This is a genomic window from Bradyrhizobium sp. CAR08, assembly GCF_052871955.1.
Genome location: NZ_JBIXJX010000005.1, coordinates 172,074 through 190,139 on the forward strand (window position 1 = coordinate 172,074; position 18,066 = coordinate 190,139).

At 63.8% G+C, this 18,066-nt stretch carries 18 protein-coding genes; 15 read left to right on the forward strand and 3 right to left on the reverse strand.

The window, feature by feature from the left end; genetic code table 11:
• The first annotated feature begins 153 nt into the window (after window positions 1-153).
• The 8 genes from ACIPUD_RS13175 to ACIPUD_RS13210 all read left to right on the forward strand — a co-directional run bounded on the left by ACIPUD_RS13175 (window position 154) and on the right by ACIPUD_RS13210 (window position 9,140).
• On the forward strand, window positions 154-756 hold the full coding sequence (locus ACIPUD_RS13175) for a TetR family transcriptional regulator (protein ID WP_018453285.1): 603 nt from the start codon (window positions 154-156) through the stop codon (window positions 754-756).
• A gap of 67 nt (window positions 757-823) precedes the next feature.
• On the forward strand, window positions 824-1,582 hold the full coding sequence (locus ACIPUD_RS13180; protein WP_446480798.1) for an SDR family NAD(P)-dependent oxidoreductase: 759 nt from the start codon (window positions 824-826) through the stop codon (window positions 1,580-1,582).
• A 201-nt stretch (window positions 1,583-1,783) separates the two neighbouring features.
• Window positions 1,784-2,590, forward strand: coding sequence for an enoyl-CoA hydratase/isomerase family protein (locus tag ACIPUD_RS13185; protein WP_446480799.1), 807 nt, complete (start codon window positions 1,784-1,786; stop codon window positions 2,588-2,590).
• A 43-nt stretch (window positions 2,591-2,633) separates the two neighbouring features.
• Complete coding sequence (locus ACIPUD_RS13190) at window positions 2,634-4,505, forward strand: AMP-binding protein (protein ID WP_446480800.1); 1,872 nt, start codon at window positions 2,634-2,636, stop codon at window positions 4,503-4,505.
• Window positions 4,506-4,532: 27 nt separating this feature from the next.
• A complete protein-coding gene (locus ACIPUD_RS13195; RefSeq protein WP_446480801.1) occupies window positions 4,533-5,660 on the forward strand; it encodes an acyl-CoA dehydrogenase family protein in 1,128 nt (375 codons plus the stop codon).
• 15 nt (window positions 5,661-5,675) lie between these two features.
• A complete protein-coding gene (locus ACIPUD_RS13200; RefSeq protein ID WP_446480802.1) occupies window positions 5,676-6,923 on the forward strand; it encodes an acyl-CoA dehydrogenase in 1,248 nt (415 codons plus the stop codon).
• A gap of 136 nt (window positions 6,924-7,059) precedes the next feature.
• On the forward strand, window positions 7,060-8,307 hold the full coding sequence (locus tag ACIPUD_RS13205) for an acyl-CoA dehydrogenase (RefSeq protein WP_446480803.1): 1,248 nt from the start codon (window positions 7,060-7,062) through the stop codon (window positions 8,305-8,307).
• Window positions 8,308-8,441: 134 nt separating this feature from the next.
• Complete coding sequence (locus tag ACIPUD_RS13210) at window positions 8,442-9,140, forward strand: nitroreductase (RefSeq protein ID WP_204512453.1); 699 nt, start codon at window positions 8,442-8,444, stop codon at window positions 9,138-9,140.
• Between the two features lie 105 nt (window positions 9,141-9,245).
• Here ACIPUD_RS13210 and ACIPUD_RS13215 read toward each other — a convergent pair whose 3' ends face one another.
• On the reverse strand, window positions 9,246-9,794 hold the full coding sequence (locus ACIPUD_RS13215; protein ID WP_007597240.1) for a sigma-70 family RNA polymerase sigma factor: 549 nt from the start codon (window positions 9,792-9,794) through the stop codon (window positions 9,246-9,248).
• The gene (locus ACIPUD_RS13220) at window positions 9,794-10,027 is read right to left on the reverse strand and encodes a NepR family anti-sigma factor (protein ID WP_446480804.1); all 234 of its coding nucleotides are present in this window, start codon (window positions 10,025-10,027) and stop codon (window positions 9,794-9,796) included. Before ACIPUD_RS13220 ends, ACIPUD_RS13215 begins: the two co-directional genes overlap by 1 nt.
• 221 nt (window positions 10,028-10,248) lie before the next feature.
• Between ACIPUD_RS13220 and ACIPUD_RS13225 the strand changes: the two genes are divergently transcribed.
• The 6 genes from ACIPUD_RS13225 to ACIPUD_RS13250 all read left to right on the forward strand — a co-directional run bounded on the left by ACIPUD_RS13225 (window position 10,249) and on the right by ACIPUD_RS13250 (window position 15,205).
• Window positions 10,249-11,055 (forward strand): response regulator, encoded by an 807-nt coding sequence (locus ACIPUD_RS13225; protein WP_007597237.1) that lies wholly within the window; start codon window positions 10,249-10,251, stop codon window positions 11,053-11,055.
• 162 nt (window positions 11,056-11,217) lie between these two features.
• Window positions 11,218-11,817 carry a nuclear transport factor 2 family protein gene (locus ACIPUD_RS13230; protein WP_026232506.1) on the forward strand — a complete coding sequence of 200 codons (600 nt, stop codon included), beginning with the start codon at window positions 11,218-11,220 and terminating at the stop codon, window positions 11,815-11,817.
• 262 nt (window positions 11,818-12,079) lie between these two features.
• Window positions 12,080-12,493: a hypothetical protein gene (locus ACIPUD_RS13235; protein ID WP_018453296.1), complete on the forward strand. Its 414-nt coding sequence runs from the start codon at window positions 12,080-12,082 to the stop codon at window positions 12,491-12,493.
• Window positions 12,494-12,615: 122 nt separating this feature from the next.
• Entirely contained in the window at window positions 12,616-14,493 is a 1,878-nt protein-coding gene (htpG, locus tag ACIPUD_RS13240) for a molecular chaperone HtpG (RefSeq protein WP_446480805.1), read from the forward strand.
• Window positions 14,494-14,621: 128 nt separating this feature from the next.
• On the forward strand, window positions 14,622-14,903 hold the full coding sequence (locus ACIPUD_RS13245; RefSeq protein ID WP_018453298.1) for a DUF3551 domain-containing protein: 282 nt from the start codon (window positions 14,622-14,624) through the stop codon (window positions 14,901-14,903).
• 32 nt (window positions 14,904-14,935) lie between these two features.
• The gene (locus ACIPUD_RS13250; RefSeq protein ID WP_007597230.1) at window positions 14,936-15,205 is read left to right on the forward strand and encodes a DUF3551 domain-containing protein; all 270 of its coding nucleotides are present in this window, start codon (window positions 14,936-14,938) and stop codon (window positions 15,203-15,205) included.
• A gap of 103 nt (window positions 15,206-15,308) precedes the next feature.
• Here the strand turns inward: ACIPUD_RS13250 and ACIPUD_RS13255 are convergent, their stop codons facing one another.
• On the reverse strand, window positions 15,309-15,962 hold the full coding sequence (locus ACIPUD_RS13255) for an SGNH/GDSL hydrolase family protein (RefSeq protein WP_446480806.1): 654 nt from the start codon (window positions 15,960-15,962) through the stop codon (window positions 15,309-15,311).
• A gap of 253 nt (window positions 15,963-16,215) precedes the next feature.
• Here ACIPUD_RS13255 and ACIPUD_RS13260 point away from each other — a divergent pair, with 253 nt between their 5' ends.
• Window positions 16,216-18,030, forward strand: a complete 1,815-nt coding sequence (locus tag ACIPUD_RS13260; RefSeq protein WP_446480807.1) for a long-chain-acyl-CoA synthetase — start codon at window positions 16,216-16,218, stop codon at window positions 18,028-18,030.
• Window positions 18,031-18,066: the final 36 nt, after the last annotated feature.

Genomic DNA, 18,066 nt, shown 5'->3' on the forward strand with positions numbered 1-18,066 from the left:
CGACCGGTTGTTTAGTCAATCGATCAATTAACTCTTGTGGGGAGGCGCTGCTTGGGCTTATCTGCGGCCGCTCTTCCGCCAAAATCAGGGATCTCCGTGACTACCAGCGTACCGAACAGGCTCCCCAGCGGAAAGAATTCCACGGCAGAGAAATTGCTCGTGGCCGCGAGCGAGCTGATGATCGAACGCTCCTCGATCGAGATTTCCCTGAGCGACATCGCCCAGAAGTCCGGCGCCAACGCCGCGCTGGTCAAATATCACTTCGGCAACAAGGACGGCCTGCTGCTGGCGCTGCTCGAGCGCGACGCAGGAACGGAACTGTCCAACCTGGAATATCTGCTGGCGCAGCCGATCACGCCGACCGCGAAGCTGAAGCTGCACATCGGCGGCATCATCCGCGCCTATCACCGGTTTCCCTACATGAACCGGTTGATTCACTATCTGCTGCACGAGAGCGTCGCGGGGTCCGCGGACGAAGTCTCGAAATTCTTCGTCGCACCGCTGCTGGATTTCCATCGCCGCCTGCTCGCCGAAGGCGTCAGTCAGGGCGAATTCCGCGCCACCGATCCCGTGCTGTTCTACACCAGCCTGATCGGCGCCTGCGATCATTTGTTCTTCGGCCGGCACGCGATGTCACGCGCGACCGGCGTCGGCCCGGTCACCGACGACGTCTGCCGGCAATATATCAAGCACATGGAAACGCTGATCTGCGGCGGCATTCTCACGAATATCGAGGAAGCCGCCGCGGCCGGATGATCCGGCCAGAACGCAGAAGTCTAGAGAAGAAACGCCCAAGGAAAAGGTTCGAGGAAAGGTACAAGCGATGCAGTTGAAAGACGTAGCCGTTCTCATCACCGGCGGCGGGTCGGGCCTTGGTGCCGCGACCGCCCGCGCCATGGCCGCCAAGGGCGCCAAGATCGGCGTGATCGACCAGAGCAAGGAAAACGCCGAGAAGGTCGCCGCCGAAGTGAAGGGCATCGCGCTTCATGCCGACGTCACCAGCGAGGAGCAGATCAAGGCGGCGATCGCCAATGCGGAAGTCGCGCACGGCGTCGCGCGCGTGCTGATGAACTGCGCCGGCATCGGCGGCTCGCAGCGCATCGTCGGCCGCGATGGAGTCTACCCGCTGGAAAAGTTCGCGCGCATCATCAACGTCAATTTGATCGGCACGTTCAACTGCCTGCGTCTGTTCGCCGAGCGCTTGGTCACGATCGAGCCGGTCGGTGAAGAGCGCGGCGTCATCGTCAACACTGCTTCGGTCGCGGCTTACGAAGGCCAGATCGGCCAGATCGCCTATGCAGCGTCGAAGGGCGGCGTCGTCGGTCTCACGCTGCCGGCCGCGCGCGACCTCGCGAGCCAGAAGATCCGCGTCAACACCATCGCCCCCGGGCTATTCCTGACGCCGCTGCTGATGGGCTTGAACGAAGAGGCCCGCAAGAGCCTCGGTGCCCAGGTGCCGCATCCCGCGCGTCTCGGCGACGCCAATGAATACGGGTCGCTGGCCGTGCACATCGTCGAGAACCCAATGCTCAATGGCGAAACCATTCGCCTCGACGGCGCGATCCGCATGGCGCCGCGGTAGAGCTCTTTTTCCTTCTCCCCTTGTGGGAGAAGGTGGCGCGCTCCTGAGCGCGCCGGATGAGGGGTTCTCTCCACGATCTCACCTGTGGAGGCAGACCCCTTACCCGAGCGAATGCGCGGCGCGTGACGTACATGCCCTCTCCCACAAGGGGAGAGGGCGCAGTAATCGGCACCATCGTTGCGGATGAAGGAAGTCGCGCGCATGTCCCAACCGCTGCTGATCGAGCACAATGACGGCGTCGACACCGTGACGCTCAATCGTCCTGAACACCTCAACGCGCTCGATCCTGCGTTGATCGACGCGCTCAACGTCTACTTCCAAGGCCTTCAGCGCAACCGCGACACGCGCGTCGTGGTGTTGAAGGGCGCCAGCAAGAATTTCTGTGCGGGCCTCGACCTCAAGGCGGCGATGGCGCGCCGTGCCGGCCAGCAGGAGCCGCCTGATGTCACCGAGTCGCTGGATTCGCAGCGGCGCATCGCCGACATCGTGATGCTGATGCGGCGCTGTCCGCAGCCGATCCTCGCGCTGGTACAGGGCGCGGCGGCCGGCGGCGGCTTTGCGCTGGCGCTCGCCTCCGACATCCGCATTGCGACGAGATCGGCGCGGATGAACTGCGCCTTCATCAAGCTCGGCCTTGGCGGCTGCGACATTGGCACCAGTTATTTCCTGCCGCGCCTTGTCGGTGTCACCGTGGCATCGGAGCTGATCCTCACGGGACGCTTCATCGGCGCCGAGCGGGCGCTCGCGGTCGGGCTGGTCTCCGAGGTCGTCGACGAGGACAAGCTCGATGAGGCCGCCGAACCCTATGTCGACGCGATGATCACGGCCTCGCCCATGGGCCTACGCCTGTCCAAAGAATGTCTCAACATGAGCGTCGATGCCGGATCGCTGGAAGCCGTAATCGCGATGGAGGATCGCAACCAGGTCCTGTGCAGCCGCTCTGAGGAATTTTCGGAAGGCATCAGGGCCTTCCTTGAGAAGCGAAAGCCTGTCTATATCAGGCGCTGACAATGAAGATCCGTAAAGGACGAGAAATTCCGGGAGACGCACTATGAGTGGAAGCGCGGCGGCGGTGATGACGAAACCCGCCTTTCGCAAGGTCAAGTGGCTTGCGCGCGACATCGACGTCGAGCGCCGCGACGACGGCACGGTGGTGCTGAAGTCGCGCATCCCGCTGCAGACCTACGAGAAGCATATTCCGGCTTCGCTGGCAAAATGGGCGAAGGAAGCGCCAGAGCGGATCTGGCTTGCCCAGCGCGGTGGCCCGAACCGCGAATGGCGCAAATTGTCCTATGGCGAAGCCAAGCGCACCGTGGATGCGCTGACGCAAGGCCTGCTCAATCTCGCGCTCGATGGCCGCCCGGTCGCGATCCTCTCCGGCAATTCGATCGAGCACGCGTTGATGACGCAGGCCGCGATGCAGGCGCGCGTCCCTGCCGCGCCGGTCTCGCCGGCCTACTCATTGATGAGCCATGATCACGTCAAGCTGAAATACCTGTTCGACCTCATCAAGCCCGGCGTGGTGATGGTGCAGGACGGCCCAACCTTCGAGAAGGCGCTGAAAGCGCTCGATCTCACCGGCGTCACCGTCGTTCACGTCTCGCGGCCCTGCGAGGGTATCGAGAGCGTCAGCTTCGCCGAGCTCGCGGCGACAGCCGTGACCGCCGATGTCGAAGCGTCGATCGCGAAGATCACGCCTGAGACCGTCGGCAAACTGCTGTTCACGTCAGGTTCGACCGGCATGCCCAAGGCCGTCATCAACACGCAAGCGATGATGTGCGCCAATGCGGCGATGATGATGCAGGTACGGCCGCGCGATCCCGGCGGTCCGATCTCGACCATGCTGGACTGGATGCCCTGGAACCACACCATGGGCGGCAATGCGGCGTTCCATCCGATCCTGGTCGATGGCGGCACGCTCTATATCGATGACGGCCGGCCGATGCCGGGCCAGTTCGATGAGACGCTGCGCAATCTGCGCGAGATCTCGCCGACCTATTACGCCAACGTCCCCGCGGGCTATGCCGCGCTCGCCGCCGCCATGGAAAAGGACGACGCGCTGTGCCGATCCTTCTTCAAGAACCTCTCGATCATGGCTTATGGCGGCGCGCGACTGCCTGATGACCTCTACGACCGCATGCAGGCTCTCGCCGTGAAGACCACCGGCGAGCGCATCGTGTTCTACACCGGCTGGGGCTCGACCGAGACCGCGCCGACCTCGACCGGCACCTATTGGGACACCGAGCGGGTCGGTCTGATCGGCCTGCCGTTCCCCGGCGTCGAGTTGAAGATGGTGCCGTGCGGCTCGAAATACGAGCTGCGTCTGCGCGGCGTCAACGTCACCCCGGGTTATTTCGGCCAGCCTGACCTGACGAAAAAAATGTTCGACGAGGAAGGTTTTTATTGCATCGGCGACGCCGGAATCTTCGTCGACGACACCGATCCGGTGAAGGGCATCATCTTTGCCGGCCGGGTGGTCGAGGATTTCAAGCTGACCACCGGCACCTTCGTCCATGTCGGCTCGCTGCGCACCGATGCGATCGCCGCCGCGACGCCCGTCGTGCATGATGCGCTGGTCGCGGGGCAGGATCGCGCCTTCATCGGCCTGCTGGCCTGGCCGAACCTGCATGCCTGCCGTCAACTCGTCGGCAAGCCTGATCTCAGCTTCGAGGATGCAGTGAAGCATCCCGAGGTGATCGCTTGCTTCAGGTGCGGGCTGGAAGCTCACAACAAGGAGTGCGAAGGCGCCACCAGCCGCATCATCGCGCGCGCCATGCTGATGGCGGAACCGCCTTCGATCGACGGCAACGAACTCACCGACAAGGGCTACATCAACCAGCGCGCCGGCCTGGAACGTCGTGCCGCGTTGGTGGAGCGGCTCTATGCTGACAAGCCTGACCAGGACGTCATCATTCTCAAGTAATCGACATCATCAACACGGATACGCGCCATGAATTTCGATTTCTCCGACGACCAGAAGCAGCTCCGCGATCAGGCGCGCAAATTCCTCACCGAGAAGTGCCCACCCAAGGCAGTGCGCGCAGTCCTCGACGGCAAGGTGCCGTACGACAAGGAGCTGTGGAAAGGCCTCGCCGAGATGGGTTTTCTCGGCGTCGCCATTCCCGAGGATTTTGGTGGCGCCGGCGCCGGTCATCTCGAACTTTGCGTGATCGCCGAAGAGATGGGCCGGGCGAACGCACCGGTGCCGTTCTCCTCGACTGTTTACCTGGCTGCCGAAGCGCTGCTGATCGCGGGCAGTGACGCGCAGAAGAAAAAATGGTTGCCGGCCATTGCCTCGGGCGAGGCGATCGGCACGCTGGCGCTGTTCGAGGGCAAGGGCAATCCGTCACCGAAGAACGTCAAGCTCACGGCTGCGAATGGCGTGCTCAACGGGGTCAAGAAGCCGGTCGCCGATGGTGCGATCGCCGACTTCGCGGTGGTGGCGGCACGCACGGGATCGAGCGGACGCGACGGCGACATCTCCTTGTTCATTGTCGATCTCAGGGCCGGCGGAGTCGAGGTGAAAAGCCTGACCAATCTCGATCCGACCCGCGGGCAGGCGGAGATCACTTTCAGGGATTGCAAGGCCGAGCCCCTGGGCGCGGCCGGCGAAGGCTGGAGCATCTTGACTCAAGTGCTCGATCGCGCTGCGGTGCTCTGCGCATTCGAGCAGGTGGGCGGCTCCGACCGCGCGCTGGAGATGGGCCGCGACTACGCGCTCGACCGCATCGCCTTCGGGCGACAGATCGGCTCGTTCCAGGCCGTCAAGCACATGCTGGCGGACATGTACGTGTCGGCGACGCTGGCGCGTTCCAACAGCTATTACGGCGCCTGGGCGCTCTCGACCAACGCCGCGGAGCTGCCGGAAGCCGCCGCCGCGGCCCGCATCAGCGCGACGCAGGCGTTCCAGCACTGCGCCAAGAACAACATCCAGGTTCACGGCGGCATGGGTTTCACCTGGGAGTTCGACTGCCACATGTACTACCGCCGCGCCAACGCGATGGCGCTCGGGCTCGGCAGCCTGTCCTATTGGGAAGACCAGTTGATCGACCGCATGCGCAAGAAGAACGCGGCGTAGGCGAAAGGCAACGTCATGAACTTCGACGACACTCCGCAGGAAGCCGAATTTCGCGCCACGGCTCGCGCCTGGATCGCGGCAAATGCGCCCAAGCAGTACGAGGAGGAGCTTCGCAAGTCCTCGCTCGGCCGCACGCAATTGAAGAACGCCAACATTCTGGAAGTGGCAAAGGCCTGGCAGAAGAAGAAGGCAGATGCCGGCTGGGCCTGCCTGCATTGGCCGAAGGAGTATGGTGGCCGCGGTTCGTCGCCGATCGAACGTGTGATCTGGCAGCAGGAAGAAGGGCCGTTCGGCCAGCTATCCCGCATGTTCATCATCGGCCACGGCATGTGCGGGCCGACCATGATGGCGTTCGCGCGCGAGGAGCATAAGCGCGCCTATTTGCCGCCACTCGCCTCCGGCGAAAAGGTCTGGTGCCAGCTGTTCTCCGAGCCCGCCGGCGGCTCCGACGTCGCGGGCCTGCGTACGCGGGCGGAGAAAGATGGCGATGACTGGGTGATCAACGGCCAGAAGATCTGGACGTCGGGCGCGCACTATTCCGATTACGGCATTTTGCTCACCCGCACCGATCCGACCGTGCCCAAGCACAAGGGCCTTACCATGTTCTTCCTGGACATGAAGAGCCCTGGCGTCGAGGTGCGGCCGATCAAGCAGGCGAGCGGCGGTTCCGACTTCAACGAGGTCTATTTCACCAACGTCCGCATTCCCGATCACCAGCGCCTCGGCGAGGTCGGTGACGGCTGGAACGTCTCGCTGACCACGCTGATGAACGAGCGCAGCGCGATCGGCGCGGCCGTCTCGACCGGCTTCCCCGAGCTGTTCGAATATTGCTCCAGCCTGATGCTGGACGGTGGCCCGGCAATCGAGGACCGCGCGGTGCGCGCGAGGCTGGCGAGCTGGGCGGCGAAAGCGAGCGGACTGAAATACACCAGCATGCGCGCGATCTCGGCGCTGTCTAAGGGCGAGCGTCCGGGACCGGAGAACTCCATTGGCAAGCTGGTCGCGGGCTCCATGATCCAGGATGTAGCGACCTACGCGCTGGACCTGCAAGGCGCCGCCGGTGTGATCAGCGGTGCTGAAGATTCCGAACTCGCCGGCCGCTTCCAGGCGATGCTGCTGCGTGCGCCCGGTACCCGTGTCGAAGGCGGCACTGACGAGATCATGCGCAACATCATCGCCGAGCGGGTGCTGGGCCTGCCCGGCGACATCCGTGTCGACAAGGACGTGCCGTTCAACAAGATCCCGACGAAGGGAAGAGGCTGATCGTGTCCCGGACGCGGTGCGGTACGAAGTACCGCGCCGCAGAGCCGGGACCTAGAAAGCTACAATGGGCCCCGACTCTGCTGCGCACCGCTTCGCGCTGCGCAGCGTCCGGGGCACGCGAGAGGAGAGTTCGAAGATGAATTTCGACGACACCCCGCAGGAAGCCGCCTTCCGCGAGACCGCGCGCAAATGGGTCGAGGCCAACGCGCCGAAGGAGTTTTTGGCCGAGCTGTCAAAATCCTCGCTCGGCCGCATCCGGCTGGCCAACCACGACATCGTCGATGTGGGCAAGGCCTGGCAGAAGAAGAAGGCCGAAGGCAATTGGGCCTGCCTGCACTGGCCCAAGGAATATGGCGGCCGCGGTGCGACGCCGATCGAGCGCGTGATCTGGCAACAGGAAGAGGGCGTCTACGGCAAGCTGACGCAGCCGTTCCAGATCGGCGAGGGCATGTGCGGGCCAACCGTGATGGCTTTTGGCAGCGAGGAGGCCAAGCGGCGTCATTTGCCGAAGCTGGCCGCGGGCGAGGAGATCTGGTGCCAGCTGTTCTCCGAGCCGTCAGCGGGCTCTGACGTCGCGGGCTTGCGCACACGCGCGGAGAAGAAGGGCGACAATTGGGTCGTCAACGGCCAGAAGATCTGGACCTCTGGTGCGCACTATTCCGACTACGGACTGTTGATCGCGCGCACCGACCCCAATGTGCCCAAGCACAAGGGTCTCACCATGTTCTTCTTGGACATGAAGAGCCCCGGCGTCGAGGTGCGTCCGATCAAGCAGGCCAACGGCATGCAGGAGTTCAACGAGGTCTATTTCACCGACGTCGTCATTCCCGACAGCCAGCGCCTCGGCGCCATCGGCGAGGGCTGGAGCGTGTCGCTGACCACGTTGATGAACGAGCGGATGTCGATCGGCTCGCGGCTTGCGACCGGCGTTCCAGAGATGTTCGAGTTCTGCTCCAATCTGATGCTGGAGGATGGCCTCGCCATCGACGATCCCGCCGTGCGCTCAAAACTCGCGAGCTGGGCGGTGAAGTCGAGCGGGCTGAAATACACCAGCTACCGCGCGATCTCGGCGCTGTCCAAGGGCGAGCGGCCGGGACCGGAAAATTCGATCGGCAAGCTCGTCTCCGGCATGATGCTACAGGACATCGCGACCTATGCCATGGACCTCCAGGGCGCGGCCGGCGTTCTCACCGGCACGGACGAGGAGACCGTGGTGCAGGGCCAGTTCCAGCAGATGCTGCTGTCCTCGCCTTCGATGCGCATCGCGGGCGGCACCGACGAGATCTTGCGCAACATCATCGCCGAGCGCGTGCTGGGATTGCCGGGCGACATCCGCGTGGACAAGGACGTGCCGTACAACAAGATTCCGACCAAGGGGCGTTGACATCTCGTGTCCCGGACGCGCGAAGCGCGAGCCGGGACCCAGGAGCCGTAACAGACAGGCCACAATGGGCCCCGCCTCAGCGCCGCATCACTTCGTGCTGCGTCGCGTCCGGGGCACGAAAGCGAGCTTAAGCAATGGACGCTGCAGTCAATCATAACAACCGCATCGGCGTGCTCGAAGAGCTGCTCAACGAGCGCTACTCGGTGCGCGCCTTCCTGGCCAAGGAAGTCGATCGCGCGACGATCGAGCACGTGCTGACCACCGCGCAGCGCACGGCGTCCTGGTGCAACAGCCAGCCCTGGCAGGTCGTCATCGCCAGCGGCGAGGCCAAGGAGCGTTTCCGCAAGCTGATCTACAAGGAGGCTTCGGGCGGGCTCGGGGACGACTATGATTTCACGCCGCCGCGCGAATATCTCGGCGCCTATCTCGAACGCCGCCGCGAGAGCGGTTTTCAGCTCTACAACACGCTCGGCATCGCGCGCGGAGACAAGATGGCCTATGCCAAGCAGGCGCTGGAGAACTACAATTTCTTCGGCGCGCCGCATGTGGCCGTCATCCATACCGACGAGCCGCTCGGCATCTACGGTGCGATCGATTGCGGCGCCTATGTCTCGAACTTCATGCTGGCCGCGCAGGCGCTCGGGCTCGGCACAATTCCGCAGGCGGCGCTCGCGCGCCACTCCGGCCTGATCCGCCGCCATTTCAATTTGCCTGATGATCGCCGCATCGTTTGCGGTATCTCGTTCGGCTATGCCGACAATGCCCACAAGGTCAACAGCTACCGGACGTCGCGTGCGAGCCTGGCCGAGACCGTGACCTTCGTGGACGAGTGATCGAGGCGATGCACGCTCCGTATTGGACGTGATCCCGTTCGCGCGAAAAGACGGTCGCGGATGCGGCCGCCTTCATCGCGGTCTCAGTTCGATTGACGCCGGCCGTCAGCCGCCGCTGCCGCCGATCACGGCGCGAATGGTCTCGTCGGGCCCGAAATCCTCGGCGCCGTCGACATAGAGCAGCGCCGCGAGCTTGGAGCGCGCACGGTTGACGCGGCTCTTGATCGTGCCGACTGCGCAGCCGCAGATCGAAGCCGCATCCTCATAGGAGAAGCCGGAGGCGCCGACGAGGATCAGCGCTTCACGCTGGTCCTGCGGAAGCTTGTCGAGCGCCGTGCGGAATTCCTCGAACTCGAGATGGGCGTTCTGCGAGGGCTGCGTCTTCAGCGTCTTGGCATAATTGCCTTCGGCATCCTCGACTTCCCGCCGCCGCTTGCGATAGTCGGAGCGGAACAGGTTGCGCAGGATCGTGAACAGCCATGCCGGCAGATTGGAGCCGGGCTGGAACGAGTCGATGTTGGCGAGCGCCCGCAACAGCGTCTCCTGGACCAGATCGTCGGCGCGGTCCGCATTGCCGCTGAGCGAGATGGCAAACGCGCGCAGACTGGGCACGGCCGCCAGGATGTCGTTACGCAGGGAATCCGTGAGAGGCATCAATCCCTCCCATTGTTGTTGTCGTTAGAGCCGCCACCATTTTCCACGTGGGGTGTCGCTCCCGGCGCATCAAGTTTCTTGATCAGTTCCGCGAACCGGTCCGGAACCCCCTGCCGCACCACGTCGTCGTACATGGCGCGCAGCTGGTGCCCGATCCGGGACTGGATCTCCGGAGTGAGCCCTCCCTTGCCGGGGGTCGTGCTTTTGCTGGCTTGAGACTTGAGATCTTTCATGACCTGTTCCACGTTTCCCCGAGTTAAGTAGCTGTAAAATCGAGAAGTTCTCTCAACCGGGAGCCGTTCCCTGGATAGGCTCAATGCGAGCTGCGAGAAAAAGTTCCGCCCCCATGCGGAACTTTTCTCAGACTGAGGCGTAATCAGCCCAGCAGGGGAACCCGGGCCCCCCGCCTAACGCCTGCACGTCAAGGTCGGCCCGAAGATGATATGGAGTGGGGATGTCCCGTTCACAGCTTGTTGCTGAACACTTGCCGTTGTTGCGCCGGTACGCACGCGCCCTGACCGGCAGCCAGTCCTCCGGTGACGCCTATGTCGCAGCCATGTTGGAAGCCATGCTGGGAGATCCGTCGGTGCTCGACGAGAGCCACGGGCCGCGCGCCGGCCTGTTCCGGCTGTTCACCCAAATCTGGAATTCCGTTTCCGTCAACGACGATTCCGAGGTGACGAACCTGCCGATGCCGCCGGAGCGGCGGCTGTCCAACATCACGCCCTTGCCGCGGCAAGCCTTCCTGCTGCTCTCGCTCGAGGGATTTTCGGAAGAAGAGGTCGGCTACATTCTCGGCACCGACGTCGGTGAGACGCGCCGGCTTGCGGATGCCGCAGGGCGTGAGATGGCAGCCGAGATCGCCACCGACGTGCTGATCATCGAGGATGAGACCTTCATCGCCATGGATCTCGAGAGCCTGGTGAAGAACCTCGGCCACAATGTCGTCGGCGTCGCCCGCACCCACGCCGATGCGGTCGCGCTGGCAAAGAACAAGCGACCGGGCCTGATCCTCGCCGACATCCAGCTCGCCGACGGCTCGTCGGGCCTCGACGCCGTCAACGAGCTGCTCCGCACCTTCGAAGTGCCGGTGGTGTTCATCACCGCATACCCCGAGCGCTTCCTCACCGGCGAGCGACCGGAGCCGGCCTTCCTGATCTCGAAACCGTTCCAGCCGGCGATGGTGTCGGCGGTGGCGAGCCAGGCGCTGTTCTTCCAGCGCAACTCCCGCAACCGCGCGCCGAAGGTACCGGCGGCGTAACGAAGGCGCCAGCGCCCGGCATTTTGACGAAATCCGATCCGGCGTGCCGCAAGGTGCGCCGGATTTTTGTTGATCCGGTTGTCACGCTTGACGGCCATCGAATTCGCCGCTCATACCTCGCGCAGTGGCCGTTGCAGCCGCGGTGCCATCGGAGACGTGTTCATGGACCAGCAACTCCTCGATCGCCTCGCCATCCGCGACCTCGTCGAGAACTGGGCGGTGTGGCGCGATGCCGGCGATTGGGAGCGCTTTGCCACCGTCTGGCACGAGGAAGGCTGGATGTCCGCCACCTGGTTTCAGGGGCCGGCGCGGGATTTCATGCGGGTCAGCCAGGAGGGGTTCGCCAAGGGCGTGCGCATCCTGCATTTCCTCGGTGGCTGCAGCATCGATCTCGAGGGGGCGCGCGCCATCGCGCAGACCAAGATGACCATCTCGCAGCGCGCACCGGTGCACGACGTGCCCTGCGACGTCGTTTGCACCGGGCGCTTCTACGATTTCCTGGAGAAGCGGCAGGGAAAATGGGGCATCGTCCGCCGCCAGCCGATCTACGAAAAGGACCGGATCGACCCGGTTGATCCCTCCGCGACGCTTCAGCTCGACCAGAAAGCCCTTGCCGCGCTGCCCGAAGGCTACCGCCACCTCGCCTACATGCAGGAGCTGATCGGCTACAAGGTCAAGCGCGACATGCCAGGCCTCACCGGGCCCGAGGTTGAGAAGCTCTATGCGGAGGGGCGGGAGTGGCTTGCGGGGAAGGCGAACTGAACGCCAGACAAAAGTAAGGCGCGACTGGCATCACCACAGTCGCGCCCTACGTCGCCGGCTTATGGGGCAGGGGGGAATAGCCGGCTGTTGATACGACTCCCGTCCCTGAAAGTCGTTCCAGGGGGTTGCAAAATTTTTCGTCGGGCCATCCTTTTCGCACCCTGCCTTTTCGCACACGGTTAAGTGATCTTAACGCCTGAGAACTCTGGGTCCTCTCCTCGCGTTGTTCCCGCGATCGCCATGGGGCGAGGGACCGACAGCCATGTCACAGATTCAAAAGGTATTTTTAGGCGCCGTCGCGATCGCCGCGACGCTTGGCGCCGTCCAGGTCGGCGCCGTGCAGCTGGCCTCCGGCCATGATCCCGCCGACCGCTGGCAGGCGGTCGCTGACAAGCCGGGCCATAACGTCAATCGCTCCAGCAAAGCGGACCGGCTGGCCGACATCAAGCAGGCTGAGGTTCCGACCCGCACCGTGTCGATGCGGCTGAACGATCTGGCCGACACGTCGGTGCTGCTGCGGGTCCCCGCGGTGATCGAGACCGGCAACGCCAAGCCGCCGGTGTTGCTCCCGGACCAGAAGCAGAGCCGCAAAAAGCCGACGATCGCCTGCGAGCCGATGGTCAGCTCCCTGACCGAGGTCGCAAAGCTGCTCCAACCCGGCCGCTGTGTGACTTGATCGGCTTTGGCCACGGACAAGTCGCCCTCCGCCCGGAGGGCGATTGCTGACGTCTACTTGATCCCCTGCCCCCTCGCGTTATATCCCGGGTTTCTTCCTCTTTGGATTGACCGGGTAAACGCATGACGACGTCAGACACGGCTGTGCATACGCAGCCCTTCCAGGCCGAGGTTTCCGAGCTTCTGCACCTGATGGTGCATTCCGTCTATTCCGAGACCGATATCTTCCTGCGCGAACTCGTCTCCAATGCCTCTGACGCCTGCGACAAGCTGCGCTATGAGGCCATCGCGAATCCGGCGCTGCTGGGCGAAGGCGACGCGCTCAAGATCCGGATCATTCCGAACAAGACGGCCGGAACGCTTGCGATCGCCGACAATGGCATTGGCATGGAGCGGCAGGAGCTGATCGACCACCTCGGCACCATCGCCCGCTCGGGCACCAAGGCCTTCGTGTCGAAGCTCAAGGAGGCCAAGGATGGTCTCGGCCTGATCGGCCAGTTCGGCGTCGGCTTCTATTCCGCCTTCATGGTAGCCGACAAGATCGTCGTGGTGAGCCGCCGCGCCGGCGAGAGCGACGTCTGGACCTGGACGTCCTCGGGCGGCTCGGGCTTCGAGATCGCGCGTGCCAGCGAGGAGGATGCGGGCCGCGTGCAGCGCGGCACCGAGATCGTCCTGCATCTCAAGGACGATGCGAAGAAATATCTCGAAGCTTACGAGATCGAACGTATCGTCGGCGCTTATTCCGACAACATCCTCTTCCCCATCGAGCTCGTGCCTGAAGGGGGCGAACCGCGTCAGATCAATTCTGCGAGCGCGCTGTGGCAGCGCTCGAAATCCGAGCTCACGCCGGAAGACTACAAGAAGGCCTATCAGCAGATCGCCTCCGCCTTCGACGATCCCGCGATGACGCTGCATTATCGCGCGGAGGGACGTTACTCCTACGCCGTGCTGCTGTTCGCGCCCTCGACCAAGCCGTTCGACCTGTTCGAACCGAACCGCAAGGGGCGCGTCAAGCTCTATGTCCGCCGCGTGTTCATCACTGACGATGCCGATCTGCTGCCGGGCTATCTCCGCTTCATCCGCGGCGTCGTCGACAGCGAGGATCTCCCGCTCAACATTTCCCGCGAGATGCTTCAGAACAATCCGCAGCTCGCGCAGATCCGCAAGACCGTGGCGACCCGCGTATTGTCCGAGCTCGAAAGCCTGGCGGAGAAGGATCCGGAGAACTTCGCGAAGATCTGGGAGGCCTTCGGCGCGGTGCTGAAGGAAGGCATCTACGAGGATTTCGAACGCCGAGAAAAGCTGCTCGCGCTGTCGCGTTTCACCACGACCTCGGGCGAGAAGCGCTCGCTCAAGGACGTCGTCGCCGGTTTCAAGCCGAACCAGACCGAGATCTATTATCTCGTCGGCGACAGCATCGACCGGCTGAAGTCGAACCCCCGGCTCGAGGCGGCGACTGCGCGCGGCATCGAAGTTCTGCTGCTGTCCGATCCCGTCGACGCCTTCTGGACCTCGATGCCCTCGGAGTTTGACGGCAAGCCGCTGAAGTCGCTGAGCCAGGGCGATCTCAATCTCGACCTGATCCCGCGCGTCGACGAAGCCGACGAGGCGAAAAAGGACGAGCCGCCCGCCGACGAGGCCGCCACCATCGCGGTGATCAAGGCCGCGCTCGGCGAGCGCGTCAGCGACGTCAAGGCTTCGGCGCGTCTTACCAGCTCCGCGTCCTGCCTCGTCGCCGACAGCCAGGGCCCGAGCCGCGAGCTCGAGCGCATCCTGTCTCAGCAGAACCGTGGCATGCGCACCAAGCCGATCCTTGAGATCAACCTGCGCCATCCGCTGGTGACGGCGATCACGAAGGCTCAGGCCGGCTCCAAGACGGTTGACGATCTCAGCCTGCTCCTGCTCGAACAGGCGCAGATCCTGGACGGCGAGCTGCCGGAGGACCCTGCGGCGTTTGCGGCAAGGTTGAACCGGCTGGTGTTGCAAGGGCTCGGCGCGTAGCGGGCGCAGTGCACCGCACTCACCTTGCCGTCATCTGCGCGCAGGAACGGTCGCCTCTGCCATGGTGTTATGCCATACGAGGTGGCCGGTATCCGGGCCGCCGACATGACAGATTCGAGGATTTCTCCATGCGTTTGCCGATCCTGACCCTGACCGCAATTGCCACGCTGTTCGTGGCGGCAGATGCCAGCGCCCAGACCTACGATCCGCGTTACCCGGTGTGCATGCACGTCTATACGCCCGGTAGTTTTGGTGGGGGCGGCGGCGATTATTTCGATTGCTCCTTCACCTCGCTGCCGCAGTGCCGCGCCACGGCCTCGGGCCGCTCGGCAAGCTGCGACGTCAATCCCTACTATGCGTTCGACCAACCCCCGCCGCCGCCGCGCCGGCGCCACAAGAACGTGCACTAGCGGTCCCCAACGGCCTTCAGGGGGGAATTTTCATGCATCGCTTGTTCGGACTGATCATGACCGTCGGTGCCCTGCTCACGGCCGCGCCGTCGCATGCACAGACCTTCGATCCGCGCTATCCCGTCTGCATGCACGTCTATTCCGGTGCAAACGGCGGTGGCGGGGAGTGGTACGATTGCTCCTTCACCTCAGTGCCGCAGTGCCGAGCTACGGCTTCCGGCCGCTCCGCCAGCTGCGATCTCAATCCGTATTATCCGTTCAACGCACCGCCGCAGCGCTTGCGCCATCAGCGAGGCGGCTAGGGCTCACCGCCCGTTCGGCCGTCAATCAGACGGAGTATGCAGGGCTAGCTGCCGTGGGGCGCCTCGTTGGCCGCGGTGACGATCGCGTCGGTCAACTGCCAGGTCATCTTGTCCGTGGTCCAGTCGCTTGCGTGCAGCCTGCTGTCTCGCCCGGGTCGACCATGCGGTCGAACGAAATTCTTGCAACGTCGTGCCAGCCCTTCATCAGCGCGAAGCGGCGAAAGACGTTGACCCGCTTTGCATGCGCGATCTCGCTGATCGCTGCGACCATCGCGTTCGCCTTGTCGGCCTTGGCCGGCGTCAGCACCGCCGGCACATATTGCAGATCCATTAGGATGACGTCGATCCCTCCGTCCACAAGCAGCTGATCGACGCCGTCAGCGATGGCCCTCCTGGTTTCGTCGAAGGTCGGTGGATTCTGATCGGCCGATTGCCACACCGCATTGGTGCCGACCTGCCAGATCACGAGATCCGGCTTCTGGTCGAAGACGTCGTGCTTGAACCGCAAAAGCTCCTTGGGAGCCTCTTCGCCGCCGACGCCCCGGTTGATGACATCGATCCCGGGCTTCGGAAATATGCTCCGAAGGTCCGCCAGCAATCGTTGCGGATAGGGCGCGATGCCTCCTTCGCCCGCCGTGGTCGACGAGCCGATCGCGACCACCTTGACCTGTCCGCGCCTCAGGCCATTGGCAAAATTGGTCAGCGGCTGCTCGAACGGCGCGGCCTGGACGGGAAATTCAGACGAGCCGAGAGCCACAGGTCGTCTCCCTTTCGCAACCGGGACAATGCAGGGTCAAAAAGACTAACCCGTTTGCCCGGAGCCGCCTAGCCTCACGCCCCGACAACTGGCTTTGCTATTGCAAGAACTGCCAGGCGGCGCACCTCGATCGCCTCCGGTTTGGTAAAGGATCACTAGAGTTAATCGTGCACTAACCCGGTTTTACCTTGTCTCTTAACATCTGGGCAGGGCGTGCGAGCTAAGCTGCCGGAAACCCGCAGACACGTAAAGAATGAACGGCATGACAACCGGCGTCATCGAGCAACCGAAAGCCGCGCGCGCACCTTCGGCTTCGAAAATCTGGCTGAAGGCGATCGAGCTCACCGCACGGATCGAGACGTTGCCGGGCCGGCTGTTCGCCGATGTCGTCGACGATTGGGCGCAGCGCCAGCCAGATCGCGTTGCGCTGACCACCGATGACGCGAGCCTCGACTATGAGGGACTTTCGAAACGCATCAATCGTTATGCGCGCTGGGCGCGCTCGGCCGGTGTGGCCAAGGGCGGCACTGTCGCGCTGATCATGCCGAACGGCATCGATTATGTCGCGGCCTGGCTCGGCATCAGCCGCGTCGGCGGCGTGGTCGCGCTGATCAACACCAAGCTCGTCGGGCACTCGCTCGCGCATTGCGTCGGAGTCGCAAAGCCCGCTCACATCATTGTTGCGCATGAGCTTGCAGCGGAGCTGTCCGGCGCGTTGCCGCACTTGAAGACGGAAGCAAAGGTCTGGACCCACGGCGATGCCCGCAGCGAGCGTCCGATCGATGTCGCGCTCGACGCCCTCGATGACCGGCCGCTTTCGCCGGACGAGCGTGGTGACGTCACCATCGACGACCGGGCCCTGCTGATCTACACGTCCGGGACGACCGGCCTGCCGAAAGCCGCAAGCATCAGCCACCGCCGCATCCTCAATTGGGGCTTTTGGTTCGCCGGCCTCACCGGCGCGACGCCGCAGGACCGGCTCTACGATTGCCTGCCGCTGTTCCACTCGGTTGGCGGCATCGTGGCACCATGCAGCATGCTCGCTGCCGGGGGCTCGGTTGTGATCGCAGATAAATTCTCAGCCTCGAATTTCTGGCCCGACATCGTGCGCCACGACTGTACGCTGTTCCAGTATATCGGCGAGCTCTGCCGCTATCTGCTCAAGGCGCCGCCGTCGGAATACGAGAACCGGCATCGCCTGCGGCTCGTCTGCGGCAACGGCCTACGCGGTGACATCTGGGACGATTTTCAGGCGCGTTTCGCCATTCCGCGCATCCTCGAATTCTACGCGGCGACGGAAGGCAATTTCTCGCTGTTCAACGTCGAGGGCCAGCCCGGCGCGATCGGCCGCGTTCCGCCGTTGCTTGCGCATCGTTTCCCTGCCGGTCTCGTCAAGCTCGAGCCCGATAACGGCGCCCCGCTGCGCAATGCGGAGGGGTTTTGTATCCCCTGCGCGCGCGGCGAGGCCGGCGAAGCCATAGGCCGCATCGGCACGGCGGATGAGGGCGGCGGCCGCTTCGAGGGCTACACCGAGGCGAGCGAGACCGAGAAGAAGATCCTGCGCGATGTCTTTGCCAAGGGCGATTCCTGGTTCCGCACCGGCGACCTGATGCGGCTCGACGAGAAGGGCTTCTTCCACTTCGTCGACCGCATCGGCGACACCTTTCGCTGGAAGGGCGAGAACGTCGCGACTTCGGAGGTCAACGACGCCATGCGGGGTTTCACTGGCGTGATCGACGCCACCACCTACGGCGTCGGCATTCCCGGCACCGACGGCCGCGCCGGCATGAGTGCGATCGTGGTGAACGAAGGCTTCGCCGTCGAGGCACTGCCCGCCCATCTCGCACAGCGCCTGCCCGCCTATGCTCGCCCCGTCTTCATACGCATCTCGCGCGAGCTCGACGCGACCGAGACCTTCAAGCAGAAGAAGGGCGAGCTCGCGCGCGAGGGATTTGATCCGGGCGCGATCTCCGATCCGCTGTTCATGCTGGACCCGAAGACCGGCGCCTATGTCGCGCTGGATGCGGAGACCTATGCGCAAATCAACGAGGGTACGATCCGGCTCTAGCCACGCGAAAATCCGCCAGATAGGTCCAATTTTATC

Excerpts from the sequence above, each read along its gene's own strand:
- ACIPUD_RS13180 (WP_446480798.1), top strand. The coding sequence starts at position 824 with ATGCAGTTGAAAGACGTAGCCGTTCTCATCACCGGCGGCGGGTCGGGC.
- ACIPUD_RS13185 (WP_446480799.1), top strand. The coding sequence starts at position 1,784 with ATGTCCCAACCGCTGCTGATCGAGCACAATGACGGCGTCGACACCGTG.
- ACIPUD_RS13190 (WP_446480800.1), top strand. The coding sequence starts at position 2,634 with ATGAGTGGAAGCGCGGCGGCGGTGATGACGAAACCCGCCTTTCGCAAG.
- ACIPUD_RS13195 (WP_446480801.1), top strand. The coding sequence starts at position 4,533 with ATGAATTTCGATTTCTCCGACGACCAGAAGCAGCTCCGCGATCAGGCG.
- ACIPUD_RS13200 (WP_446480802.1), top strand. The coding sequence starts at position 5,676 with ATGAACTTCGACGACACTCCGCAGGAAGCCGAATTTCGCGCCACGGCT.
- ACIPUD_RS13205 (WP_446480803.1), top strand. The coding sequence starts at position 7,060 with ATGAATTTCGACGACACCCCGCAGGAAGCCGCCTTCCGCGAGACCGCG.
- ACIPUD_RS13210 (WP_204512453.1), top strand. The coding sequence starts at position 8,442 with ATGGACGCTGCAGTCAATCATAACAACCGCATCGGCGTGCTCGAAGAG.
- ACIPUD_RS13215 (WP_007597240.1), bottom strand. The coding sequence starts at position 9,794 with ATGCCTCTCACGGATTCCCTGCGTAACGACATCCTGGCGGCCGTGCCC.
- ACIPUD_RS13220 (WP_446480804.1), bottom strand. The coding sequence starts at position 10,027 with ATGAAAGATCTCAAGTCTCAAGCCAGCAAAAGCACGACCCCCGGCAAG.
- ACIPUD_RS13225 (WP_007597237.1), top strand. The coding sequence starts at position 10,249 with ATGTCCCGTTCACAGCTTGTTGCTGAACACTTGCCGTTGTTGCGCCGG.
- ACIPUD_RS13230 (WP_026232506.1), top strand. The coding sequence starts at position 11,218 with ATGGACCAGCAACTCCTCGATCGCCTCGCCATCCGCGACCTCGTCGAG.
- ACIPUD_RS13235 (WP_018453296.1), top strand. The coding sequence starts at position 12,080 with ATGTCACAGATTCAAAAGGTATTTTTAGGCGCCGTCGCGATCGCCGCG.
- htpG (WP_446480805.1), top strand. The coding sequence starts at position 12,616 with ATGACGACGTCAGACACGGCTGTGCATACGCAGCCCTTCCAGGCCGAG.
- ACIPUD_RS13245 (WP_018453298.1), top strand. The coding sequence starts at position 14,622 with ATGCGTTTGCCGATCCTGACCCTGACCGCAATTGCCACGCTGTTCGTG.
- ACIPUD_RS13250 (WP_007597230.1), top strand. The coding sequence starts at position 14,936 with ATGCATCGCTTGTTCGGACTGATCATGACCGTCGGTGCCCTGCTCACG.
- ACIPUD_RS13260 (WP_446480807.1), top strand. The coding sequence starts at position 16,216 with ATGAACGGCATGACAACCGGCGTCATCGAGCAACCGAAAGCCGCGCGC.